The 19135-nt window shown below is 67.8% G+C and carries 24 protein-coding genes and 1 pseudogene; 14 read left to right on the forward strand and 11 right to left on the reverse strand.

The annotated features are described in order from the left end of the window. Positions 1 to 278 (reverse strand): hypothetical protein (locus AOP78_RS10175; protein WP_152659500.1); only part of this gene is annotated, 278 nt, incomplete at its 3' end. A gap of 336 nt (positions 279 to 614) precedes the next feature. Here AOP78_RS10175 and AOP78_RS10180 point away from each other — a divergent pair. Next, on the forward strand, positions 615 to 1025 hold the full coding sequence (locus tag AOP78_RS10180; protein ID WP_062203961.1) for a hypothetical protein: 411 nt from the start codon (positions 615 to 617) through the stop codon (positions 1023 to 1025). Between the two features lie 172 nt (positions 1026 to 1197). Beyond that, positions 1198 to 1749 carry a DUF2510 domain-containing protein gene (locus tag AOP78_RS14775; RefSeq protein WP_201774781.1) on the forward strand — a complete coding sequence of 184 codons (552 nt, stop codon included), beginning with the start codon at positions 1198 to 1200 and terminating at the stop codon, positions 1747 to 1749. Between the two features lie 17 nt (positions 1750 to 1766). Here AOP78_RS14775 and AOP78_RS10190 read toward each other — a convergent pair whose 3' ends face one another. From AOP78_RS10190 to AOP78_RS10200, 3 genes are read right to left on the reverse strand one after another with little or no spacing between them, the layout of a single operon-like run. Then, positions 1767 to 2675 carry a hypothetical protein gene (locus AOP78_RS10190; RefSeq protein ID WP_062203969.1) on the reverse strand — a complete coding sequence of 303 codons (909 nt, stop codon included), beginning with the start codon at positions 2673 to 2675 and terminating at the stop codon, positions 1767 to 1769. Beyond that, complete coding sequence (locus AOP78_RS10195) at positions 2672 to 2899, reverse strand: hypothetical protein (protein ID WP_062203973.1); 228 nt, start codon at positions 2897 to 2899, stop codon at positions 2672 to 2674. Before AOP78_RS10195 ends, AOP78_RS10190 begins: the two co-directional genes overlap by 4 nt. Next, on the reverse strand, positions 2896 to 3258 hold the full coding sequence (locus tag AOP78_RS10200) for a hypothetical protein (protein ID WP_062203976.1): 363 nt from the start codon (positions 3256 to 3258) through the stop codon (positions 2896 to 2898). The genes AOP78_RS10195 and AOP78_RS10200 overlap by 4 nt, the downstream gene beginning before the upstream one ends. A gap of 97 nt (positions 3259 to 3355) precedes the next feature. On the opposite strand from AOP78_RS10200, the gene AOP78_RS15245 reads away from it, so the two are divergent. Further along, complete coding sequence (locus AOP78_RS15245; RefSeq protein ID WP_160297619.1) at positions 3356 to 3502, forward strand: hypothetical protein; 147 nt, start codon at positions 3356 to 3358, stop codon at positions 3500 to 3502. 78 nt (positions 3503 to 3580) lie between these two features. Here AOP78_RS15245 and AOP78_RS10205 read toward each other — a convergent pair whose 3' ends face one another. The 3 genes from AOP78_RS10205 to AOP78_RS10215 all read right to left on the reverse strand — a co-directional run bounded on the left by AOP78_RS10205 (position 3581) and on the right by AOP78_RS10215 (position 5488). Next, positions 3581 to 4753, reverse strand: a complete 1173-nt coding sequence (locus AOP78_RS10205) for an AAA family ATPase (protein WP_160297620.1) — start codon at positions 4751 to 4753, stop codon at positions 3581 to 3583. A 119-nt stretch (positions 4754 to 4872) separates the two neighbouring features. Continuing rightward, on the reverse strand, positions 4873 to 5145 hold the full coding sequence (locus tag AOP78_RS10210) for a hypothetical protein (protein WP_062203982.1): 273 nt from the start codon (positions 5143 to 5145) through the stop codon (positions 4873 to 4875). Positions 5146 to 5245: 100 nt separating this feature from the next. Continuing rightward, positions 5246 to 5488 (reverse strand): hypothetical protein, encoded by a 243-nt coding sequence (locus tag AOP78_RS10215; protein WP_062203985.1) that lies wholly within the window; start codon positions 5486 to 5488, stop codon positions 5246 to 5248. A 400-nt stretch (positions 5489 to 5888) separates the two neighbouring features. Here AOP78_RS10215 and AOP78_RS10220 point away from each other — a divergent pair, with 400 nt between their 5' ends. Then, positions 5889 to 6515: a hypothetical protein gene (locus tag AOP78_RS10220; protein ID WP_062203989.1), complete on the forward strand. Its 627-nt coding sequence runs from the start codon at positions 5889 to 5891 to the stop codon at positions 6513 to 6515. Positions 6516 to 6646: 131 nt separating this feature from the next. After that, positions 6647 to 7756 (forward strand): hypothetical protein, encoded by a 1110-nt coding sequence (locus tag AOP78_RS10225; protein WP_152659501.1) that lies wholly within the window; start codon positions 6647 to 6649, stop codon positions 7754 to 7756. Positions 7757 to 7767: 11 nt separating this feature from the next. Here AOP78_RS10225 and AOP78_RS10230 read toward each other — a convergent pair whose 3' ends face one another. Further along, on the reverse strand, positions 7768 to 9228 hold the full coding sequence (locus AOP78_RS10230) for a recombinase family protein (RefSeq protein WP_062203995.1): 1461 nt from the start codon (positions 9226 to 9228) through the stop codon (positions 7768 to 7770). Positions 9229 to 9247: 19 nt separating this feature from the next. Here AOP78_RS10230 and AOP78_RS10235 point away from each other — a divergent pair. The 7 genes and pseudogenes from AOP78_RS10235 to AOP78_RS10265 all read left to right on the forward strand — a co-directional run. Beyond that, positions 9248 to 10090: pseudogene (locus AOP78_RS10235) on the forward strand (TadA family conjugal transfer-associated ATPase); the annotation flags it as partial. Continuing rightward, on the forward strand, positions 10090 to 10950 hold the full coding sequence (locus tag AOP78_RS10240) for a type II secretion system F family protein (protein WP_062203998.1): 861 nt from the start codon (positions 10090 to 10092) through the stop codon (positions 10948 to 10950). The pseudogene AOP78_RS10235 and the gene AOP78_RS10240, both read left to right, overlap by 1 nt. After that, positions 10947 to 11861 carry a type II secretion system F family protein gene (locus AOP78_RS10245; RefSeq protein WP_236685363.1) on the forward strand — a complete coding sequence of 305 codons (915 nt, stop codon included), beginning with the start codon at positions 10947 to 10949 and terminating at the stop codon, positions 11859 to 11861. Before AOP78_RS10240 ends, AOP78_RS10245 begins: the two co-directional genes overlap by 4 nt. A gap of 41 nt (positions 11862 to 11902) precedes the next feature. After that, complete coding sequence (locus AOP78_RS10250) at positions 11903 to 12085, forward strand: hypothetical protein (protein WP_062204001.1); 183 nt, start codon at positions 11903 to 11905, stop codon at positions 12083 to 12085. Positions 12086 to 12107: 22 nt separating this feature from the next. After that, complete coding sequence (locus AOP78_RS10255; protein WP_062204002.1) at positions 12108 to 12461, forward strand: TadE/TadG family type IV pilus assembly protein; 354 nt, start codon at positions 12108 to 12110, stop codon at positions 12459 to 12461. After that, complete coding sequence (locus tag AOP78_RS10260; RefSeq protein ID WP_083980024.1) at positions 12454 to 12948, forward strand: hypothetical protein; 495 nt, start codon at positions 12454 to 12456, stop codon at positions 12946 to 12948. Before AOP78_RS10255 ends, AOP78_RS10260 begins: the two co-directional genes overlap by 8 nt. Further along, positions 12945 to 13430: a pilus assembly protein TadG-related protein gene (locus AOP78_RS10265; protein ID WP_062204008.1), complete on the forward strand. Its 486-nt coding sequence runs from the start codon at positions 12945 to 12947 to the stop codon at positions 13428 to 13430. The genes AOP78_RS10260 and AOP78_RS10265 overlap by 4 nt, the downstream gene beginning before the upstream one ends. A gap of 18 nt (positions 13431 to 13448) precedes the next feature. Here AOP78_RS10265 and AOP78_RS10270 read toward each other — a convergent pair whose 3' ends face one another. Next, positions 13449 to 14744 (reverse strand): ABC transporter substrate-binding protein, encoded by a 1296-nt coding sequence (locus AOP78_RS10270; protein ID WP_160297621.1) that lies wholly within the window; start codon positions 14742 to 14744, stop codon positions 13449 to 13451. A gap of 391 nt (positions 14745 to 15135) precedes the next feature. On the opposite strand from AOP78_RS10270, the gene pflB reads away from it, so the two are divergent. Together pflB and pflA are read left to right on the forward strand one after the other, a co-directional pair. Then, positions 15136 to 17406, forward strand: a complete 2271-nt coding sequence (pflB, locus tag AOP78_RS10275; protein WP_062204012.1) for a formate C-acetyltransferase — start codon at positions 15136 to 15138, stop codon at positions 17404 to 17406. Positions 17407 to 17506: 100 nt separating this feature from the next. Further along, positions 17507 to 18328 (forward strand): pyruvate formate-lyase-activating protein, encoded by an 822-nt coding sequence (pflA, locus tag AOP78_RS10280; RefSeq protein WP_062204015.1) that lies wholly within the window; start codon positions 17507 to 17509, stop codon positions 18326 to 18328. Positions 18329 to 18376: 48 nt separating this feature from the next. Here the strand turns inward: pflA and AOP78_RS15050 are convergent, their stop codons facing one another. Both AOP78_RS15050 and AOP78_RS10285 read right to left on the reverse strand, forming a co-directional pair. Then, positions 18377 to 18511: a DUF1684 domain-containing protein gene (locus tag AOP78_RS15050; protein WP_160297622.1), complete on the reverse strand. Its 135-nt coding sequence runs from the start codon at positions 18509 to 18511 to the stop codon at positions 18377 to 18379. After that, a complete protein-coding gene (locus tag AOP78_RS10285) occupies positions 18508 to 19128 on the reverse strand; it encodes a hypothetical protein (RefSeq protein WP_062204018.1) in 621 nt (206 codons plus the stop codon). Before AOP78_RS10285 ends, AOP78_RS15050 begins: the two co-directional genes overlap by 4 nt. Between the last annotated feature and the right edge of the window lie 7 nt (positions 19129 to 19135).

Below are 19135 nucleotides of genomic sequence, written 5' to 3' on the forward strand. Positions count from 1 at the left end.
TCTGTGGCGACGAGCAGCCCCACCACGAAGGATGCGGTCACGATGGCCGCAATGATCGCCAACCACTTCGCCTGCGTACCGTCAGAGACGTCGCGCGTGGCAAGTACGAGCGCACCGGCAAAGGCTGCGAGACCGGCCAGCGCGAACAGTGCTGCGCCCGCCTCAAGCGCCGGGATCTGTGTGCACGCGACGAGCGCTGATCCCAGCAGCGCAGCCGCAGCGACGCCGTAGCTCCTGTGTGGTCGTGCGGCTGCGAGACCGCCATTTTCGAGCTTCATGTGTTCCCCCTGAATCGTCGTCGAAATGCGGTGGAATGTACCGCCGCGTACGCAAATTAGCAGGGGGAACGAAGGGACGCAACACTGAGTGTCATTGGTGATATGTCACGGAAAAGTGCGCGCCTGAAGCAGCCCACAATCGACCCGTGCTGCGCCCCGGCGGGCTCACGGCGGAGGGCGGTTTCGACCTCGAATCGGATTCTGACCTAATATCGGTCGCCTGCATTGACCTGACCTGCGCCGCTGGTGTCCACGGCGGCTGGAGGGGCGCGAGTTGTCCACAGATGCCCGGAACCCTCTGGCACACGGCGTCCTGTTTGCTTAGTTTGTCCCTTCATGGGGGCGGAGACGCTGGCGCTGCTCGAGGAGCAGGTGCGCGCGCAAATTCGCGAGCGGGGAGTCGACCCGCTGCGCGAGCGCGAGGCCGTGCGCGCCCTCGTGGACGATGCGCTGGCCGAGTGGGGCGAGCGGGCGCTCGCCGGTACGGTGGTTCCGGTCGAGGATCCGGCCGAGGCGTCGCGTGCGGTGCTGGCCAATGTCGCTGGTCTGGGCCCGCTCCAGCAGTATCTGGATGATCCAGACATAGAGGAAATTTGGGTCAACGAGCCTTCCTCCGTCTTCGTGGCGAGGAAGGGCGTGCCCGAGCTCACCACCACGATCCTCACCGACGCGCAAGTGCGCGACCTCGTGGAGCAGATGCTCAAGCTCTCAGGACGCAGGCTCGATCTGTCCAAACGCAAGTTTTGACATACAGGATTCTTTGCGGATTTCTACAAAGAATATTGCCGCATTTACCAGGTGCTTTGCTTCGATTCTTCACCGTTGGTCGCGCTGCTGGCGGGCTCTGCGCAAGTCGAGTTGATGTGAAGTTGCTGGCGAGCCCTCCTCAACAACGGGAATGAGCCCTAGTATCCGTGCCATGAGCGAAGCGCCGGTCCTTACAGTCACCTCTCATATCGCGGGCAAGAATGCGAAGGTTCGTGTCTATCCCGACCGTGTCGAGTGGGAGCGTCCCAAGTCGATTTCGGGTGGGAAAATGACCGCTGCGATTCTGACGGCAGGGATGTCTGCGGCAGTCACTGGCGGAGTCACAAACCGTAGGGGTGCCGGTACTGAGATGATCCCCATGCGGTCGATCACTTCTGTGACGACCAGGCGGGACACTATGATCAACGACTCTGTGATCATCGTCACGAGCGGCAACACCATCGACCTGCGTTGCTCGAAGGCTGAGGCAGAGCAACTCCGTGTCGCGATCATGCAGGGCATCAACGGCACTCTCTCCGCTGCTCCTGCGGTGCAGGCATACTCCGCGCCTGCCGTGCCGATGGCTGGCGCGGTCCCACCCCCGCCGCCGCCCGCCCCTGTGCCGACGAACCTTCCCCCGGCCGACTGGTATGCCGACCCCAAGGGTGAGGCTCGTCTGCGCTACTGGGACGGCGCAGTCTGGACGGACCACACCGCTCCCTAGGCTGACCTCGACGGCCTCTACGCGAGGCTCTCGCGCAACTGCTCCACGTCCTCGATGTGGTGCCACGGGTGCTCGTTGGGGCCGATTCCTGGCATGGCTGCCCATCCCTTGAGGCCCACCAACTCGGTCGCGGTGAGGCTCTTGCGTCGCACCCCGAGGTGGAGGATCAGGGATCGCTCCATCGCGGTGGGGCCGATGGAGCCGACCTCTTCGTGAGCGAGCTGACACGTCGGGCACAGGTGGCCCGACTGACGCTCTGGTGAGCGCCTTCCGCCTAGCGCGCTGGCTGTGAAGGTCACAGGGGTCCAGACGTGCTCCGCCTGGCTCGGCGGCGCGTACACCGAGCCCACGCCGCACATCGCGCACCCCGCAGTCTCTACGGGGCACGGCGTCGGCATGGGGCGCTCGGTGGCGCGTGCCAGGAGAGCCGCGAGGGCATCCCGCGCGGCCTGCCGCTGCCGCTCGGTCACGTGCTCCCAACGGGTCTCATTGCGGTCGTCCTCCTGGGCGTCAGCGAGGGTGAACGGCGCGTACCGCGCCGCCCACCTTGCGTCCATGCCTGCCTGGCTCATGAAGTCCACGAAGCGAAGAATCTCGCGCGCGGACTTCATGCGCGGCCGGCGAGCCCCGATCAACTCCAAGGCGTTGAGACCTGACTCCACGCGGTGCAGGGCGACGTCTCCCAGGACGCGCGACACGGCAGGGTGGGCACTCACGAGCGCGAGCGCCTCCTGCCGCCTCTCCCAGCACGAGGGGCACCACGTCATGTCGTAGCCCTCGCTGCGCTGGTCCGCCGCCAGGCGCGGGCGTCCTGGTGCCGGGCGGCGGCCCAGGCTGATGAACCGCTCGATGCGGCCCGGCGTCGCGTCCACGCCGCACCACAGGCAAGCCAGGGTGTCCGTGGCATCCATGATCCTTGCGCTCACGAGCGGCCCTCCTTGACCTCGGGGGAGCCCAGGAACTCCACGAGGTCGCGCGCCTCCTCGGCGTCGATGCCGAGCGACCGCAGGGTGCGGTCGGCGGCGCGCCTGGGGCGCGGCACGCGCTCTACGCGGGCGCGCAGGCCGCGCGCCTCGCGCTCGCGGTTCAACTCGGCCATGACGAACTCGGCATTGCTGAGTCGGTCGCGGGGCGGGATCCACTGGGTCATGACTTCTCCTCGGGGTTGGTGGTGTCGGTCGGGCTCGCCTTGGTGGCGGCGTCGTGCATGCGTGCCACGGCGTTGATGTGATCCTCGACGCGCTTGCGTGCCCGCTTACGCTTGCGGGCTGCGTAGGCCGCGCGCTCGGCGCGGGCATGAGCCAGGGCAGCCGCACGGTTCCTGGCGGGGCGGGTGCGGCGCTCCCGGTCCATGCGGGCCTCGCACACGTCGGGCGCGTGTGGGTCGCAGTACTCGCCCACGGCTGCGCCGTGGAGGCTGCAGGGAACCTCCAGGGTCTGCGTGAGGGCGCGGATCGCGGCGGCGCGAATCTCAAGGTTGCTCAGCAGGTGAGGGCGGCGCTCAGGCATGGCTGCCTCCCGCGATGCGTGCGGCAGGGTCCGATCGCCGAAACTGTACTACAGAGCCATACTTAGGTGACGTGTCAACTAACGAATGGAGAGTCTCATGAACGCCGCCCAGGCCACCCGCTCGTTCATCGCCCTGAGCCGGATCACCGACGCCGCTGAGAAGCGTGCCGCCCTGGCAACACACTTCGACCAGTACGTGCAGCCCGCTTCCGTCTGCCGACTGCACCCGTCGGCTTCCGCCTGAGGGGGCGTGACTAAGCGTGTAGGGGAAGTGTGTCCACGCTTCCAAAGGAAGCGTGTGTGCACACTTTCCCCGACACACTTAGATCACCTCCCCGTCAGGACGGTTGCCAGCGATGGGAACAGCCCAGTAGGCATGACCACCTCCGCGAGCAGGGCGGGTGCCGACCTCGATGCGTCCTGCGTCGATCAGGCGCTTCGTGGCGGCCGTGATGGCGGCAGGGGCGCCGCCGATCTGACGGACCTCGCGAGCAGTGGGGCGGTTGCCCTTGGCGTTCTCGGACTGGATGAACGCGAAGAGCCGCTCGTCCTCGCTCGTGGCCTTGGCGGAGCGGTCGGGCTCGATCACTGAGAGCTCGTCCGAGTTGCTGCTCTTCCGCGCATGCTGGGTGATCGTCATGCGCCCCTCCACGAGGTCAACTCGCTCGGGGCCGAAAGGCACGCCACCGAGCCGGGGCTCCACCCTGAACCTGCGCTGAGCACGGGCGTTGTCCTGAGCCTTGGTGTAGGTCCACAGGCCATCGGGCCCCGCCTGCGCTTCCACGCCTCCCATCAGGTGATCGCCCGCGAGGGTCGTGTGGCCGGTCACGAGAGCGTTCGGTACTCCGAGCGCACGGCACAACTGGCGGAAGCGCGCGTACCAGGGGCCGTAACGGTCGGTCGTGCCGCCAAGGATCGCCGTCAGTCCGTCCACGACGATCGCGATGGGAGTCGGCGCATCGTCGTCCCCATCGCAGTCCTCGCACGGAATCATGCGCTGAAGCCACATTTCGAAGATCGCGTCGTCCGTGAGGTCGAAGACCTGCGGCCCTCCGAGCTCCTCCAGGTGCTCGACGCGGACGAAGTTGCTCCACGGCTCGGTGTCCTCGTCGAAGTCGCCCAACCCGGTTGCCAGCAGTGCCGCCTCGAAGTCCTCCGGTGGAGTCTCAGCGTTGATGACCAGCACCCTGCGGTCCTTCTCGTCGTAGTCCAACGTCGCGGGCTCGAAGTGGTCGAGGAAGCGGTAGTCATCGATGAGCAGCGCCGCCACGTAGTCCGCGATCAGCAGGGTCTTGCCCACCTTCGGCGGGCCGCCGAGCATCGGGATCGTGCCGTACTTCTGGAGCCCAGGGATCAGCCACCTCGACTCAGCCCTAGCGCCGGGCCTCTCTCCGAGAGTCCGTGGCCTGGGCATGTGGTCGTAGCGCCCCTCCAGCCTCGCCAGCAGGCGCTCGCGGGCTGCGCCGAGAATCTCCTCGTCCGTGTCATCGCTCATGAAGTGCCCGCGCTCTGCGATATCGGCGAATGAACCGAACGAGGCGAGGCTTGTACGAAGGCCAGGCCAACCGTCCTCTTCGGTGAAGTCGAAGGGCTTGCCGTCAAGGGATACCCACATCATTCGCCCCTCTCGCGGTTCTCACGCGCGGCGGCTGCCATGCGCTCGCGAAGCGCGTCTGCCGCCTCGCGGAGGATCGCGTCCATGCGCTCGGTGTCGACTGACTCGCGGTGCTCGCGACCGCGCTCCCACGCTGCGTCACTCTTGGCCCTTCCGGCGCACTTGACGGAGCAGAACTTCCGCGCGGAGCCCTGCCAGGGGTGGAAAGTCGTGCCGCACTGGAGGCAGGTGTGCGGCGTGGCGAGGCGGTGAGGGTTGGTGCGCTCGCTCATGACCCCGCCTTCCTCGTGACGGTGGACAAGAGCGCGGCCACCCGCCTGCACTGCTCGTCCGTGAGACGAGGCAGCGAGGGCGGGGGAGTGACCGGGGCGCTCACTGCTCGGCCTCGACGGGCATCGGCACGATGCGGCCACGAGCGCCGCGCACGCGACCGTCCCGCATCTGCGTGCGCGGGCGGACCTTGAGCGCGTGCTCGATCTCGTCGAGGTCGTACAGCACCTCGCCGGTGCCGTCCCGGTATCCGTTGATGTAGCCCGAGCCGTGCCAGTTCGAGACGGTGCGCTCTGAGACGTTGAAATAGTGAGCCACGACGGGCTTCTTGAGGTAGCGAGCCATGAGGGCATGCCTTTCGGGACCTAGTGAGTCCCGGGTGCATCCCGTTGGCCGACTCGGATCGCGTCGCGACCCTCAGACCCCCGCCGAATTGGCCCCGGCAGGCGAACCGTCGTTGTGTTACTTGGCGTGGCACATTTGTGTCACACCTGGTAAATGCCTACTTCCATTCTAGCTTCCGGCGCGACTGTGCGCCAGCGCCTCATCTGCCCGTTTCGAGCTGCTGAAACGCTCTGTGCTGGGTTCTGACCTGCGAAACAGGCAGATGACGCCCTGGTGCACACTCGCTGATTTTCGGGCGGCAGGGCGTTCGTTCTGATTTTCGGGACGACCGCCTCGTGCGCGACGCGTTCCGGCGCGTGGTGCCGGTCCCCACGTCAGGCCTCTGCATTAGCGTGGCCGCATGGACCTCGACAGCAGGCCGACACTCACGAAAGCGCTGGAAGGCAACCTCCCGAGCGCTCTAGCGGACATGGCCTCGTATCTTGCTGACCTGAACGCTGCCCGCTGGGCGCTTTGGGAGATGGACAACCACCAAGACCAGGAGATGCTTCAGGCACTGTGGGAGTGCGCGGTGGTGCGTTACACCCGAGTCTTTCAGAAGGGAGTGAGGTCGCGCCGGACCCCGCTCAACTGGAAGCGCATCGAGAGCGTGCTGACGGACGCGCAGTTGGCCCAACATCGAGAGGTCCTCAACGTGCGCGACAAGCACGTGGCGCACTCGGTGAACCACGATGAGCAGCCAAAGGCCGTGATCTTTCTCGCTGACACAGAGGACGGCAGTGAGCGTGAGTTCCTCGCCGTCGGGTCGGCTGTCTACAACCGCCGCGTCTTCCATGCGGGCGCTGCCGACCCGTTCGTGGACCTCGTCGAGGAGGTTCGGTCGATCATCGTGGCGCAGTACCGGCTCCTGCGCGTCGAAATCGAAGAACACGTCCGCAAGATGGATCTGGACGACCTGTACGAGGGCAGAGACCTCTACTTCGACGGCCTGGAAGATCGCGATCCTGGGAAGAGCCGCAAGCACTAGTGGATTGCACACTGGGTGTCGAGCAGGGTGGTTGGTGACCCTGAATTCGGCGAGCGCCCGCGTGCTCCCAGTTCAAGCGGTGAACCGTAGTAGCCGAAGAAGTACGGGGGACGAGGGCCGAGGGGGCGAGATTGAATCTGCTGGCGACGGTAATGCCAGGCGTGCGCGATGCACGCACTCCGCTTGCGGTTGGCGGGATGTGGATTCTCGCCGGGGTTCTGCTCGCGCTCCCACACTGGGGAGAGGCGACAGCGGCCGTCGAGTATCTGGCTCTGCTCGAAGGCTCCTGGAGGCAGATCCTTCCCGCCTATCAAGCGGTGTTCGCAGCCTTCGTCGCCTACCTGCTCGGCGTCGCGCTCATCGGCCTGTCGGCCTTCTACGCGTGGCTCGTCGGGAAGGCACTCGATTACTGCGGCATACGCGTGTTTCATCTCTGGCGACGGGCTAGTCGTGGGTCGAGTCCGGAGCGCTACGGATGGATTGCCAGAGCGGCTTCGGCACTGCGGGGATACTCCACTGCCGGGCCCAATAGAGATGTGCTTTCGGAAGCGATGTTTCGGCGGTACAGCGACGAGGGCTTGCCTCGCGCGGCGGCAGACTCGCTTCCTGCTGGACTTGTGAGCAGGCGAACCGCTCAGACCTCGATGCAGTTGTGGGCCAAAGCGGCTCCCCAGTACGGCGAATACGATCGGCTGAGGGCCGAAGCCGAATTCAGGAAGGGTGCCTCGCTTCCGCTCGCTGCAATTGGCATTTCTCTCGGCATCGTCTACTCATGGCTGGTGTGCGCGGTGTTTGTCGTCGGATCCTGGGTGCTTGTCTTCTGGTGGCGCGCGTTGTCGAGAGAGCGCGATGCATTGCTTGAGGCCGCGCTCTACGACGGATTGACAGTGTTGCCTGTGGTGGAGTCGACGATCAGGTTCCTGAAGACGCTCAACCTTGACGCAAACACCGAACCGCCGATGTGGTCTGCTGCTACCGCCATAGCGCTCGACGGGCTGGGCGAAGACACAGCAGCGAGTGACTGCATCGAAGAGGTTGCGATCGACTACGTACTTGGCCCCGGGGGCAGTTCTCGATTGACGCGACTCCCCCTCAAGGACCCCGCAGTGCTAGAGAAAGAGATCCGCGCGCGTGCAGCCGAAGAGATTGAACTCCTGGATCAGTTTCGGGCGGAGCACCTCGTTAAGCTTCTGGTCTCCCAATTCCAACGGTCAGTGACCAGGCTTTCGAACAAGGGGTAGTCGCAAGCGGATTACGTCGAGCGGCGATCGAGATCCGTCGCGGGAGAGATGCGAATCCGGTCCTGCGTCCACGAGCGGCCCCCGGTCGGAGACCTCCCCACCTCGACCTGCACGACTGCCTGCACCACGGCGCGCTGAACGTCGAGAGGGGCGTCGAGGAACGCCTGTCCGGGGTCGATTTGAGACAGGATGGGAAGGGCTACGGCCTTCTGGCTCGCGATGCTGAGTCGTCGCTCAACCTCAGCGAGTTCGGCGTTCACTCGCGCGGACGACTTCTCCCAGAGCGCGGCGGGAATCTTCCCGTCCATGTAGTCGCGCTCGAACTGCTCCAGCCTGACGCGAAGAGCCCGACTCTTCTCCACGTCCTCGGCGGAGCGGATGTCCTTGGGTGCGAGGGCCTTAGCGATCCGCTCGTCCCGCACCAGGTCCGCGACGACGCCCCGCACGTAGTCGTCGGTGGGTGCCTGCGCAATAGTCAGGTGCGCGTAGTCCTGGCATCGGTAGTGGTACTTGCGCTCCTGGTTCTTGCGCGAGGGCGTCGCGCCCATCGCCGTCACTCGAAGCTTGGAGCCACAGAGCCCACATGTGTAGTGGCCGGAACCCAGCCACCTCGTGGCTGTGTTCTGCTGCTTCCTTCTCCCGGGGTCTGCGAGCAGGTCGTAGCAGGCACGCCACGTGTCCTCGTCCACGATGGCGGGCCACTGAGCCTTGCCAACGATGTTGAGCGTTCCCCGATCCGCGCGTCCATGCGCTGACAGGCCCGCGTTACGGGGCCTCGTCAGCACGTCCTTGATGCGGGCGTAGGTCCATGCTTTGCCCGTCGAGGTCGTGTGCCCCTGCTCGTTGAGTTCGGCGGCAACCGCGCGGAGACTGCGGCCCGCGAGAACAGCGGTCGTGGCGTCTCGCACCACCTGAGCCTCGGACTCGCGAACAGTCAGCCCGTCTTTCTCGTACCCGAACGGGCGGGGGCCACCGCCCGGCTTGCCCTCTGCGGCGCGCTGAGCCTTCGCGCGCTTCATGCGCTCGCGAGCGTGGTCCACTTCGTGCTGGGCTGCGGCACCGAGCATTCGGGCGACCATCCTCCCGCTGGCCGAACTCAGATCGAGCGTCCCAGCGGTGACGGTCTGAATCTGCAGATCGTGGGCCTCCGCGAGCGCCACGAACTCCTCGAGTTCGAGCGCGCGGCGGTGAAGCCGGTCGGTGTGCCAAGCGATCACGCCCTGCACCTGACCTGACCTCACTGCGTCGAGCATCTCGCGATACTGAGGCCGGGGCGCGCCGGAGTAAGCGCTGATGTCGTTGTCGACGTAGGTCGCTACGACCTGCCACCCAAGCCTTGAAGCCAGGGCGGTGCAGTCCTCCTCCTGCCTCTGCACTCCAAGCCCACCGCCCGCCTTGTCGCGACTGATCCGGCAGTAGATCGCCGCCGGTAGAGGGGCTGATTCGAGGTGCTCTGAGGTGTCGTCGTCCATATGTCAATTTTAGGGTTTCGACCTCAGTTCTCCCTTTGTGGACGCGACGCTGCCGGGAGGCGAGCGGCTCCATGCCGTGATCCCCGACGTCACCCGCGAGCACTGGTGCGTCAACATCAGGAAGTACATCGCGCGCGCGGCCCACCCAGACGACCTCGTGGCGCTGGGCTCGATCACTCCGGCGGCAGCGCGGTTCCTCACGGCCGCCGTAGCGGTGGGGCTCAACGTGCTCGTGTCCGGCGCGACGCAGGCTGGGAAGACCACTGCCCTGGGGGCTCTCGCAGGTGCCATCCCCGCGCGCGAACGCGTCATCACGTGCGAGGAGGTCTTCGAGCTCGCACTGCCGCTCAGAGACGTCGTCGGTCTCCAATGCCGACAACCCTCGCTTGAGGGCACGGGCGAGATTCCGCTGCGTCGCCTGGTGAAGGAAGCACTCCGCATGCGTCCCGATCGGCTCGTCATCGGAGAGGTGCGCGAGGCCGAGTCCCTCGACATGCTCATCGCGTTGAACGCCGGAATACCAGGTATGTGCACCCTCCACGCCAACTCGGCGCGGGACGCGATCACCAAGATGTGCACCCTCCCTCTGCTTGCGGGGGAGAACGTCTCAGCGGCCTTCGTCGTGCCGACGGTCGCGTCGGCGATCGACCTCGTCGTCCACCTCGATCGCGACGCGCGCGGTCGCCGTCAGGTGCGGGAGATCATCGGCGTGCCGGGCAGGGTCGAGGGAGGTGTCGTCGAGACCGCCGACCTGTACCGTCGCGTCGATGGCGAGCTTGTGCGCGCCGAGGGCTACCCGCCTCACCCCGAGCGGTTCGCTCGCGCCGGCCTCGACCTCGTCCGCCTGCTCGAGGCGCGCTGATGGCGACCGCGCTGGGGCTCGTGCTGGGGGCCGGAGTCTTTCTGGTCTGGTGGTCGATGTGGGTGCCTGACGCGAGAGCGCCTGAGGTGGCAGTCGCCTGGACCGACAGGCTTCGCGACGACCTGGTGCAGGCCGGTGCGCAGGGAGTGGGGCCTGGTGGTCTCGTGGGGACGACGGTGGGGGTCGGCCTCGTCGTCGCCGTCATCGGCGCGGGCGTCACCGGATCCTTGGCGATCGGCCTGTGCTTCGGAGTGATCGCCGCGCGCGGACCCTTCGCCCTGGTGAGGTCCCGCGCGAGGGCTCGACGATCGCGCATGAGAGAGGTGTGGCCCGAAGCCGTCGACAATCTCGCCTCGGGCATCCGAGCCGGTCTCTCGCTTCCCGAATCGCTCGGCCAACTCGGGGAACGCGGGCCCGAGGCGTTGCGCGAGCCGTTCACCGCCTTCGCCCGCGACTATCGATCCACCGGTCGGTTCTCCGACAGCCTCGACGCGCTCAAGGGCAGGCTCGCGGACCCGGTCGCCGATCGCATCGTCGAGGCGCTGCGACTCACGCGCGAGGTCGGCGGCACGGACATCGGCAACCTTCTGAGGACGCTCAGCCACTTCCTTCGCGAGGACGCGCGGACCCGAGGCGAGCTCGAGGCCCGGCAGAGCTGGACCGTGAACGCCGCCAGGCTCGCGATCGCCGCGCCGTGGGTGGTGCTGCTGATGCTCGCGAGCCAGCCTCAGAACGCCGAGGCGTACGACACCGCGCTCGGGACCTTCGTGCTGGCGGCTGGCGGAGCGGTGACGTTTCTGGCCTACCGGCTCATGGCGCGGTTCGGGCGTCTTCCCCAGGAGCAGCGGGTGATGCGGTGATCGCGGCGATCGTCGCCGGAGTGGCGCTCGGAGGCGGGATGATCCTCGTCCTCGCGTGGGCGGACGCTCGACGGCTCACGCTCGAACGACGGCTTGCGGCCGCGTTGGCGCCACTCCGGCACGAGCACTCTCCCGCTCGCGCGGCGACGCCGCTGCTCTCACTCGAGGGCCTGCTCGCGCCGGTGCTGCGCGATGGCGTGCGCGCGCTCGAACGATGGGGTGCCTCGACCATCGAGATCGAGAACCGGCTGCGCAGGGCGGGACGCGGCGGGACCGCCGAGCAGTTCCGCGCCTCACAGGTGGTCGCGGGCGCAGTCGGTCTCGCTGGAGGGCTGAGCGCGTCGGTCGTCCTCGGAGCGACGCGCGGGTCGTCGCCCATCGCGCTGCTGATCCTCACCCTCGCTTGCTGCGTGGCCGGAGTGCTCGCGCGCGATCACTCCCTGACGCGAGCCGCCGGTCAGAGGGAGGCCCGCCTGCTCGCGGAGCTGCCCGCAGTCGCAGAGATGCTCGCCCTGTCAGTGTCCGCAGGCGAAGGAGCGCTCGGCGCGCTCGACCGTGTGTCCCGCACCGCCGATGGCGCGCTGGCCGACGAGATCCGTCAGGTGCTGGGGCGGACCCGCGCAGGGATGCCGCTCTCCGAGTCGATACGACTGCTCGGCGACAGCACCGAGGTCGCGGCGCTCAGGCGCTTCGCCGACGCGGTGGCCACGTCGGTGGAACGCGGCACCCCGCTCGCCGACGTGCTGCGCGCACAGGCCGATGACGTGCGCTCAGCCGGCCGCACCGCGCTGATGGAGGAGGGCGGTCGGCGGGAGATCCTCATGATGATCCCCGTGATCTTCCTGATCCTGCCCGTGACCGTGCTCTTCGCGGCGTTCCCTGGGATCGTCGCGCTCAACCTCGACTTCTGATCGCCTCGACGCACGACCCCGGACACCATCAAGGAGGAACCATGACCCCGCTGAACACTCGTCTCCGCACCCGCCTCGCGCGCCTCGACGACCGGGGGGACGTCCCGGGATGGGTCCTGATCACCTTGATGACGGCAGGACTTGTGGCCGCCCTGTGGGCCGTCGCCAGCCCCACTCTCACGAATCTCTTCTCCGAGGCGATCGCCTCGGTCACCGGTGCGTAGCGCTCGCGACGATCGAGGCAGCGTGCTCGCAGAGCAGCTGATGACCATGGTGCTCGTGGTCTTCGTCGGGCTCGGGGTCATGCAGGCGGCGCTCGCGCTGCACGTGCGCAACACGCTGATCGAGGCTGCGGCAGAAGGCGCCCGCCTCGCGGCCCGGTCTGACAGGACGATGTCGGAAGGCGCCTCGCGTGCGGAGACCATCGCGTCTGAGGCCCTTGGCGGCATCGACGCGAGCGCCCAGGCCTCGAGCGGCTCGTGGAACGGTGCCGACACCGTCGTGATCACGCTCACCGCACCGATCCCCGTGATCGGTCTGTGGGGCCCAGCGAGCACGTCGGTGAGCGGCACCGCGCTCGAGGAGTCGGCACGTGGTTAGCGCGAGCCGTGCCCTGCGCGCGCGAGCGTTGGACGATGCCGGGGGAGCGATGGTCGAGTTCCTCGGCATGACGTTGCTGCTGCTCGTGCCACTGCTGTACCTGGTGGCGACGCTCGGCCGGGTGCAGGCTGCGGCCTATGCCGCCGAGGGCGCCGCCCAGTCCGCTGCCCGCGCCGCCGTCGTCGCAGGGATTCAGCGGCTCGAGGCCGGGGACCCTCAGGTGGAAGCGGTGGGGGCGGCCAACGGGCGCGCCCAGGCGGTGGCGGGCGTCGCGGTCGGGGACTTCGGCATCGACCCTGACCAGGTGGCGCTGTCGCTGACCTGCTCGGCCGACCCGTGCCTCGCGCCCGGTTCCGACGTGCGCGCCGACGTCGCCGTGACCGTCTCGCTCCCAGGGATTCCAGGGTTCCTGTCCGATGCGGGACTCGCCGTCACGCTCCACGCCCACGCATCGTCCCCGGTCGATGACCTGGCGGGCGTCGCGTGAGCGCACGGGAGAGCCGCATCGGAAAGGGAGCCGTAGGCGTCGCGAGACGCGACGACGGCAACGTCACCATCCTGAGCCTCGGCCTCACGGTCCTGGTGATCTCCCTCGTGCTCGTCGTCGCATCCGCGACGGCGGTGCAGCTCGACCGGGTCCGCCTCCTGCACCTGGCCGACGAGCTCGCGCTCGACGCGGCAGACGCGCTCGACCTCGACGCGTACTACGCGGGAGAGATCCCCGGTGATGATGCCACGGTGATGCTCGCCGAGGACCGGATGATGGAGGCGGCCGCAGGTCACCTCGCGGAGGCAAGCGGACGACAGGGGGTCGAGGGCGCGCGGATCGCCGCCGTCACATCTCCCGACGGCTCCACCGCGGTGGTCAGCGTGAGGCTGCGCGTCGACCCGCTGTTCGGAGTGTCGGCGCTGCTTCCGTTCTCGCACGGGATCACCCTCAGCGCGGAGTCGTCCGCGCGGGCCTCCTAGCTGTGCTCGGTCAGGAGCTCAGTCGCCGTTCGCCGCCTTGGCGGCCGACTTGGCCTCCGACCACGCATCGTCCTCGGTGATGGATCCGAGCTCGACCTTGCTGAGCACGTTCTCGACCGCGGTGCGGATCGTCGCGTTGTTCAGCGAGTAGTAGGTCGAGGTCGTGAGGTCCTCGGCGGTCTTGGTGAAGATCTGTCCGACCGGGGCGTTGTTGAAGAAGCTGTTCGTGTACGCCTGGATGCCCTCGTCGCTGTACAGCGACGGCGTCGCGGGCAGCGCGCCCACCGCCTGGAAGCGGGCGAGCTGCTGCTCGTCCTTCATGAGCCACTCGATGAACTCGTAGGCCGCCTGCGTCGTCTCGTCGTCCGACTGGGCCGGGATCGTGTAGAAGTTCGCGGACCAGTTGCCGCCGGCGCCGGGGATGTCGGCGACGTCCCACTGACCCGAGAAGTCCTCGGGGGCGTTCTCCTCGATGTAGGCGAGCATCCACGACGGGCACAGCACCGTGGCGAACGAGTCGTCGTACAGCCCGTTCGTCCAGTCCTCGCTCCACTGGGTGGTGCCGGAGGAGATCCCGGAGGTCGCCGCGGCGACCGCCGTCGCGTAGGGGGCCTCGACCCCATCCATGGCAAGCGCGTTGTCCGTGTCGAAGTAGCTGACCCCGGCCTGCATCATCAGCGGGTTCAGGAGCGATGCCGCGGTGTCGAGGAAGTAGCCGCCGGTCGCGGCCGTGTACTGCTCGCCGACGCTGATGAAGCCCTCCCAGGAGTCGCCCATCAGCGTGGACAGCTCGTCGCGGTCGCCGGTCAGCCCCGCGTCCTCGAGCAGGTCGCGGCGGTAGCACAGCGCGAGCCCGGACACGGAGGCGGGGATGCCGATGGTCGCCGAGCCGTTCGCGTTGGTCGCCTCGCCCCAGGCCCACGGCAGCACCGAGGACTCGAACTCGTCGGCGCCGAGGTCGAGCAGGTTCACGAAGCCGTCGGACTGGCCGACGAAGCTCGGCATGTACGCCTCGTCGAGCACGGCGATCGTCGGCGCGCCCTCGCCCGCGACAAGCTCGCTCTGGAGGTCGTCGTGAAGTGCGGCGTAGGCCTGCTCCTCGACCGTGATCGTCACGTTCGGGTGGTCCGTCATGTACTCGTCCGCCAGGGCCTCGAGGCCGATGTCGCCTACGGTCGCGACCGTGATGCTGATCGCATCCGCGCTCGCGGAGGCGGAGGCTGTGGTGTTCGTGTCGTCCCCGGTGCATGCGCTCAGCGTGAGCGCTCCGGCCAGGGCGACGGCCACCGTGCCTGCCGTGGTCCTCCGTGTCATCGACTGCTCTCCCTCTGTCCGTCGGCGCTCCTCAGCGGAGGGCGCCCCCATCACTCTAGTCGCGAGCAGGCACGACCTCGCCCTTGCGGGTGCCTCGGGGCCGGCCCGGCCGGGGCGCCGGCCTCGTGCGATCGGCCTCCCGCGGCACGTTCTCAACGCCCGGAAAGGACGATGCGTTCCTTGCCGTGTCCCCTTCGTCGCGCGGTGTCCTGCGGCCCTGGGTACCGTGGTGGGACGGACTGGGGCCAAAGGTCCCGACAATTCCTGAACACAGCGTCCTATTTTGGTTTCAGACGCGCGGCCGACAGGGTCGTACGCCATCGCCACGACGGGGTCCAGAACCGTCGCGGAAGCAGGCCCCACAGGGCCTCAAGCGTGAGGAGTTCCGCCAATGACCATCACTTCCCCCACCGGCGCCGACCTCGACGCCGTCCGTGAGCACGCCTGGCGTGGCTTCACCTCGGGCCCGTGGCAGGACGGCATCGCCGTCCGCGACTTCATCCAGTCGAACTACACGCCGTACGACGGTGACGACTCGTTCCTCGCCGGCCCGACGGCGCGCACCACCGGCGTGTGGGACAAGCTGTCGGCCATGTTCCCGGAGGAGCGCGAGAAGGGCGTCTACGACGTCGACTTCGAGACCCCCGCGACCATCACCGCGCACGCGCCCGGCTACATCGACAAGGACAACGAGGTCATCGTCGGCCTCCAGACCGACGCCCCGCTGAAGCGCGCGATCATGCCGTACGGCGGCTGGCGCATGGTCGTCAAGGAGCTCGAGACCTACGGCTACCCCGTCAAGCCCGAGCTCGAGCACATCTTCTCCACGTACCGCAAGACGCACAACGACGGCGTCTTCGACGCGTACCCCCCGAACGTTCGCGCGGCCCGCTCGTCGCACATCGTCACCGGCCTGCCCGACGCCTACGGCCGCGGCCGCATCATCGGTGACTACCGCCGCGTCGCCCTCTACGGCGTCGACGCCCTGATCGAGGGCAAGAAGGTCGAGCGCATGCAGCTCGACATGGAGCGCTCCGTCGAGGACGTCATCCGCGACCGCGAGGAGAACTCGGAGCAGATCAAGGCTCTGAAGGAGCTCAAGCAGATGGCGGCCTCCTACGGCTACGACATCTCGGGCCCCGCCGCGACGGCCAAGGAGGCCGTGCAGTGGCTGTACTTCGGCTACCTCGCCGCGGTCAAGGAGCAGAACGGCGCCGCCATGTCGCTGGGCCGCACCTCGACCTTCCTCGACATCTTCATCGAGCGCGACATCGCCGACGGCACCCTCACCGAGGAGTCCGCTCAGGAGATCATCGACGACTTCGTCATCAAGCTGCGCATCGTCCGCTTCCTCCGCACCCCGGAGTACGACGCCCTGTTCTCGGGCGACCCGACGTGGGTCACCGAGTCCATCGGCGGCGTGGGCTCCGACGGTCGCTCGCTCGTGACCCGCACCTCGTTCCGCTTCCTCCAGACGCTGTACAACGTCGGCCCGGCCCCCGAGCCGAACCTGACCGTGCTGTGGAGCGACAAGCTGCCCCAGGGCTTCAAGGAGTTCTGCGCCAAGGTCTCGATCGACACCTCGTCGATCCAGTACGAGGCCGACGACCTGCTGCGCGAGCAGTGCGGTGACGACGCGGCGATCGCCTGCTGCGTGTCCGGCATGGAGGTCGGCAAGCAGATGCAGTTCTTCGGGGCTCGCGTCAACCTCGCCAAGGGTCTGCTCTACGCGATCAACGGTGGTCGTGACGAGGTCTCCGGCAAGCAGGTCTCGCCGGTCGCCTCGCCCGTCGAGGGCGACGTGCTCGACTTCGACGACGTCATGGGCAAGTTCGACACGTTCATGGAGTGGCTCGCCGAGACCTACGTCGACGCGCTGAACTGCATCCACTACATGCACGACAAGTACGCCTACGAGCGCATCGAGATGGCGCTGCACGACCGCGAGATCCTGCGCACCATGGCCTGCGGCATCGCCGGCCTGTCGGTCGCGGCCGACTCGCTGTCCGCCATCAAGTACGCGAAGGTCACCCCCGTGCGTGACGAGACCGGCCTCGTCGTCGACTACACGACCGAGGGCGAGTTCCCCTGCTACGGCAACGACGACGACCGCGCCGACGACATCGCCGTCGACCTGGTCAAGCGCTTCATGGAGAAGGTCCGCAAGCAGCAGACCTACCGCAACGCGAAGCACACCCAGTCGGTGCTCACGATCACCTCGAACGTGGTCTACGGCAAGGCGACGGGGCACACGCCCGACGGTCGCCGCGCCGGCGAGCCCTTCGCCCCTGGCGCCAACCCCATGAACGGCCGCGACAACCACGGCATCATGGCGTCGGCCCTGTCGGTCGCGAAGCTGCCCTACGACGACGCGCAGGACGGCATCTCGCTGACCACGTCCGTCGTCCCGTCCGGCCTCGGTCGCGACAAGTCCGAGCAGGTCAAGAACCTGGTCGGCGTGCTCGACGCCTACACCGTCTCCGCCGGCTTCCACATGAACGTCAACGTGCTCAACCGTGAGACGCTCGAGGACGCCATGGAGCACCCGGAGAACTACCCGCAGCTCACGATCCGTGTCTCGGGCTACGCGGTGAACTTCGTCCGCCTGACCCGTGAGCAGCAGCTCGACGTCCTGTCGCGCACGTTCCACGCGGGCCTGTAAGACAGAATCGAACACGACGCCCCGTCCTCACGCAGGGCGGGGCGTCGTGCCATCTTCAGACACCTTCACACTCTCAATCCCCGGCAAGGAGATCCCCACCATGCCCGACGAGCCCGTACCCGTACAGCTCCTCATGTCTCCGCCCATGGAGATCGCCGACCAGGAGCTCGAGGAGAGCGAGAAGCTCGCCTCGCCAGTGACCGGCTCGGTGCACTCGTGGGACCTCGTGACGGGCGCCGACGGCCCGGGCACCCGCATGACGCTGTTCCTCGCGGGCTGCGGGATGCGCTGCCAGTACTGCCAGAACCCGGACACGTGGCGCATGAAGGACGGCGTCCGCCACTCGGTGGACGAGGTCATGGAGCGCGTCACCCGCTACGCGACGATCATGAAGGTCACCGGCGGAGGCCTCACGATCTCCGGCGGTGAGCCGCTCCTGCAGTCGAAGTTCGTGATGAACATCTTCCGCCGCTGCAAGGATCTCGACATCAGCACGGCGCTCGACACCGCCGGCCTGCTCGGCTCGCGCCTGAGCGACGACGACCTCAACTATGTGGACCTCGTGCTGCTCGACATCAAGTCCGGGATCCCGGAGACCTACCAGCGCGTCACGGGCCGCCCGCTGCAGCCCACTCTGGACTTCGCGCATCGTCTCGACGCGCTGCACAAGAAGGTGTGGATCCGCTTCGTGCTGGTCCCGGGTCTCACCGACGCGGTCGAGAACGTCGATGCGATCGCGGACTTCGTCGCGACGCTCGGCAATGTCGAGCGACTCGAGGTCCTCCCGTTCCACCAGCTCGGCCGCGACAAGTGGGAGCTGTCGGGGGAGCCGTACCTGCTCGAGGACACGCAGCCGCCGGACAAGGAGCTGATCGAGCGCGTGAAGCGGCAGTTCGCGAAGCGCGGCATCAACGTGATGTGACCGAAGGGCGCCCCGGGAGGGGCGCCCTTCGTCGTCATCCCAGGACCGTCATCCCAGGACGATGCGGCGCTCGCCGGCGCGGACCGGCACGTCCCAGCGGTTCGTCGCGGGCGGCCGCACGCACACGTAGTGCGGCGAGAACCTGCTCGGCGGCAGATAGGCGCGGTTGAGGTCGACGGTCACGCGGTCCTGGCGGGCGCGCACGGGATCCGCAGCATCCTGAACGCGTCGGGGTGCGCGGCATCGGAGAAGGCGGCGAAGAGCGACTCGCCCTCGTCGTGCGCGAGGAGCGTCACGTCAGCTCCGCGTACCGTGAGCGCGAGCGCGACGTCGTACACGGTCGTGGAGCGGTGCCCGTCGACGGCCTCTGTGGGCGTCGGCTCGGACGCGACCCTGGTCACCCGCGCGGCCACCCGCATCGCGGGATCGAACGGGTGCCGGTCGATCCCGATCATCCCGAGCCTCGCGGCCCTGCCGGTCTCGTAGGCGCGCAGCGCGAGCTCTCCGTCGCGCGCGAACGCCGCGACCCGCACGCCGGCGACGACGTCGGTGTCGCCGGGAGCCAGGACGATGCGGTGCGCGCCTTCGCTGCGCGCCGCGCCTTCGCTTCGCACCACGCCGTCGCGGGCGCTCCATCGCCCGGGCAGGTCGGCGATCGGGCGGGGTTCGGTGCTGAGCCAGGTGGTCGAGGCGAGCTCCGCGAGTCCGCCCGGCCCGAGCGTCGTCTGGTCGCGTGCGTGCTCCCACGCGAGGTGGGCTGCCTCGGTCGTGACCTCGTCCTGGGGTGCGTGCGTGCTCACCGGCTCA

The organism is Demequina salsinemoris, assembly GCF_000974805.1.
Lineage (GTDB): Bacteria > Actinomycetota > Actinomycetes > Actinomycetales > Demequinaceae > Demequina > Demequina salsinemoris.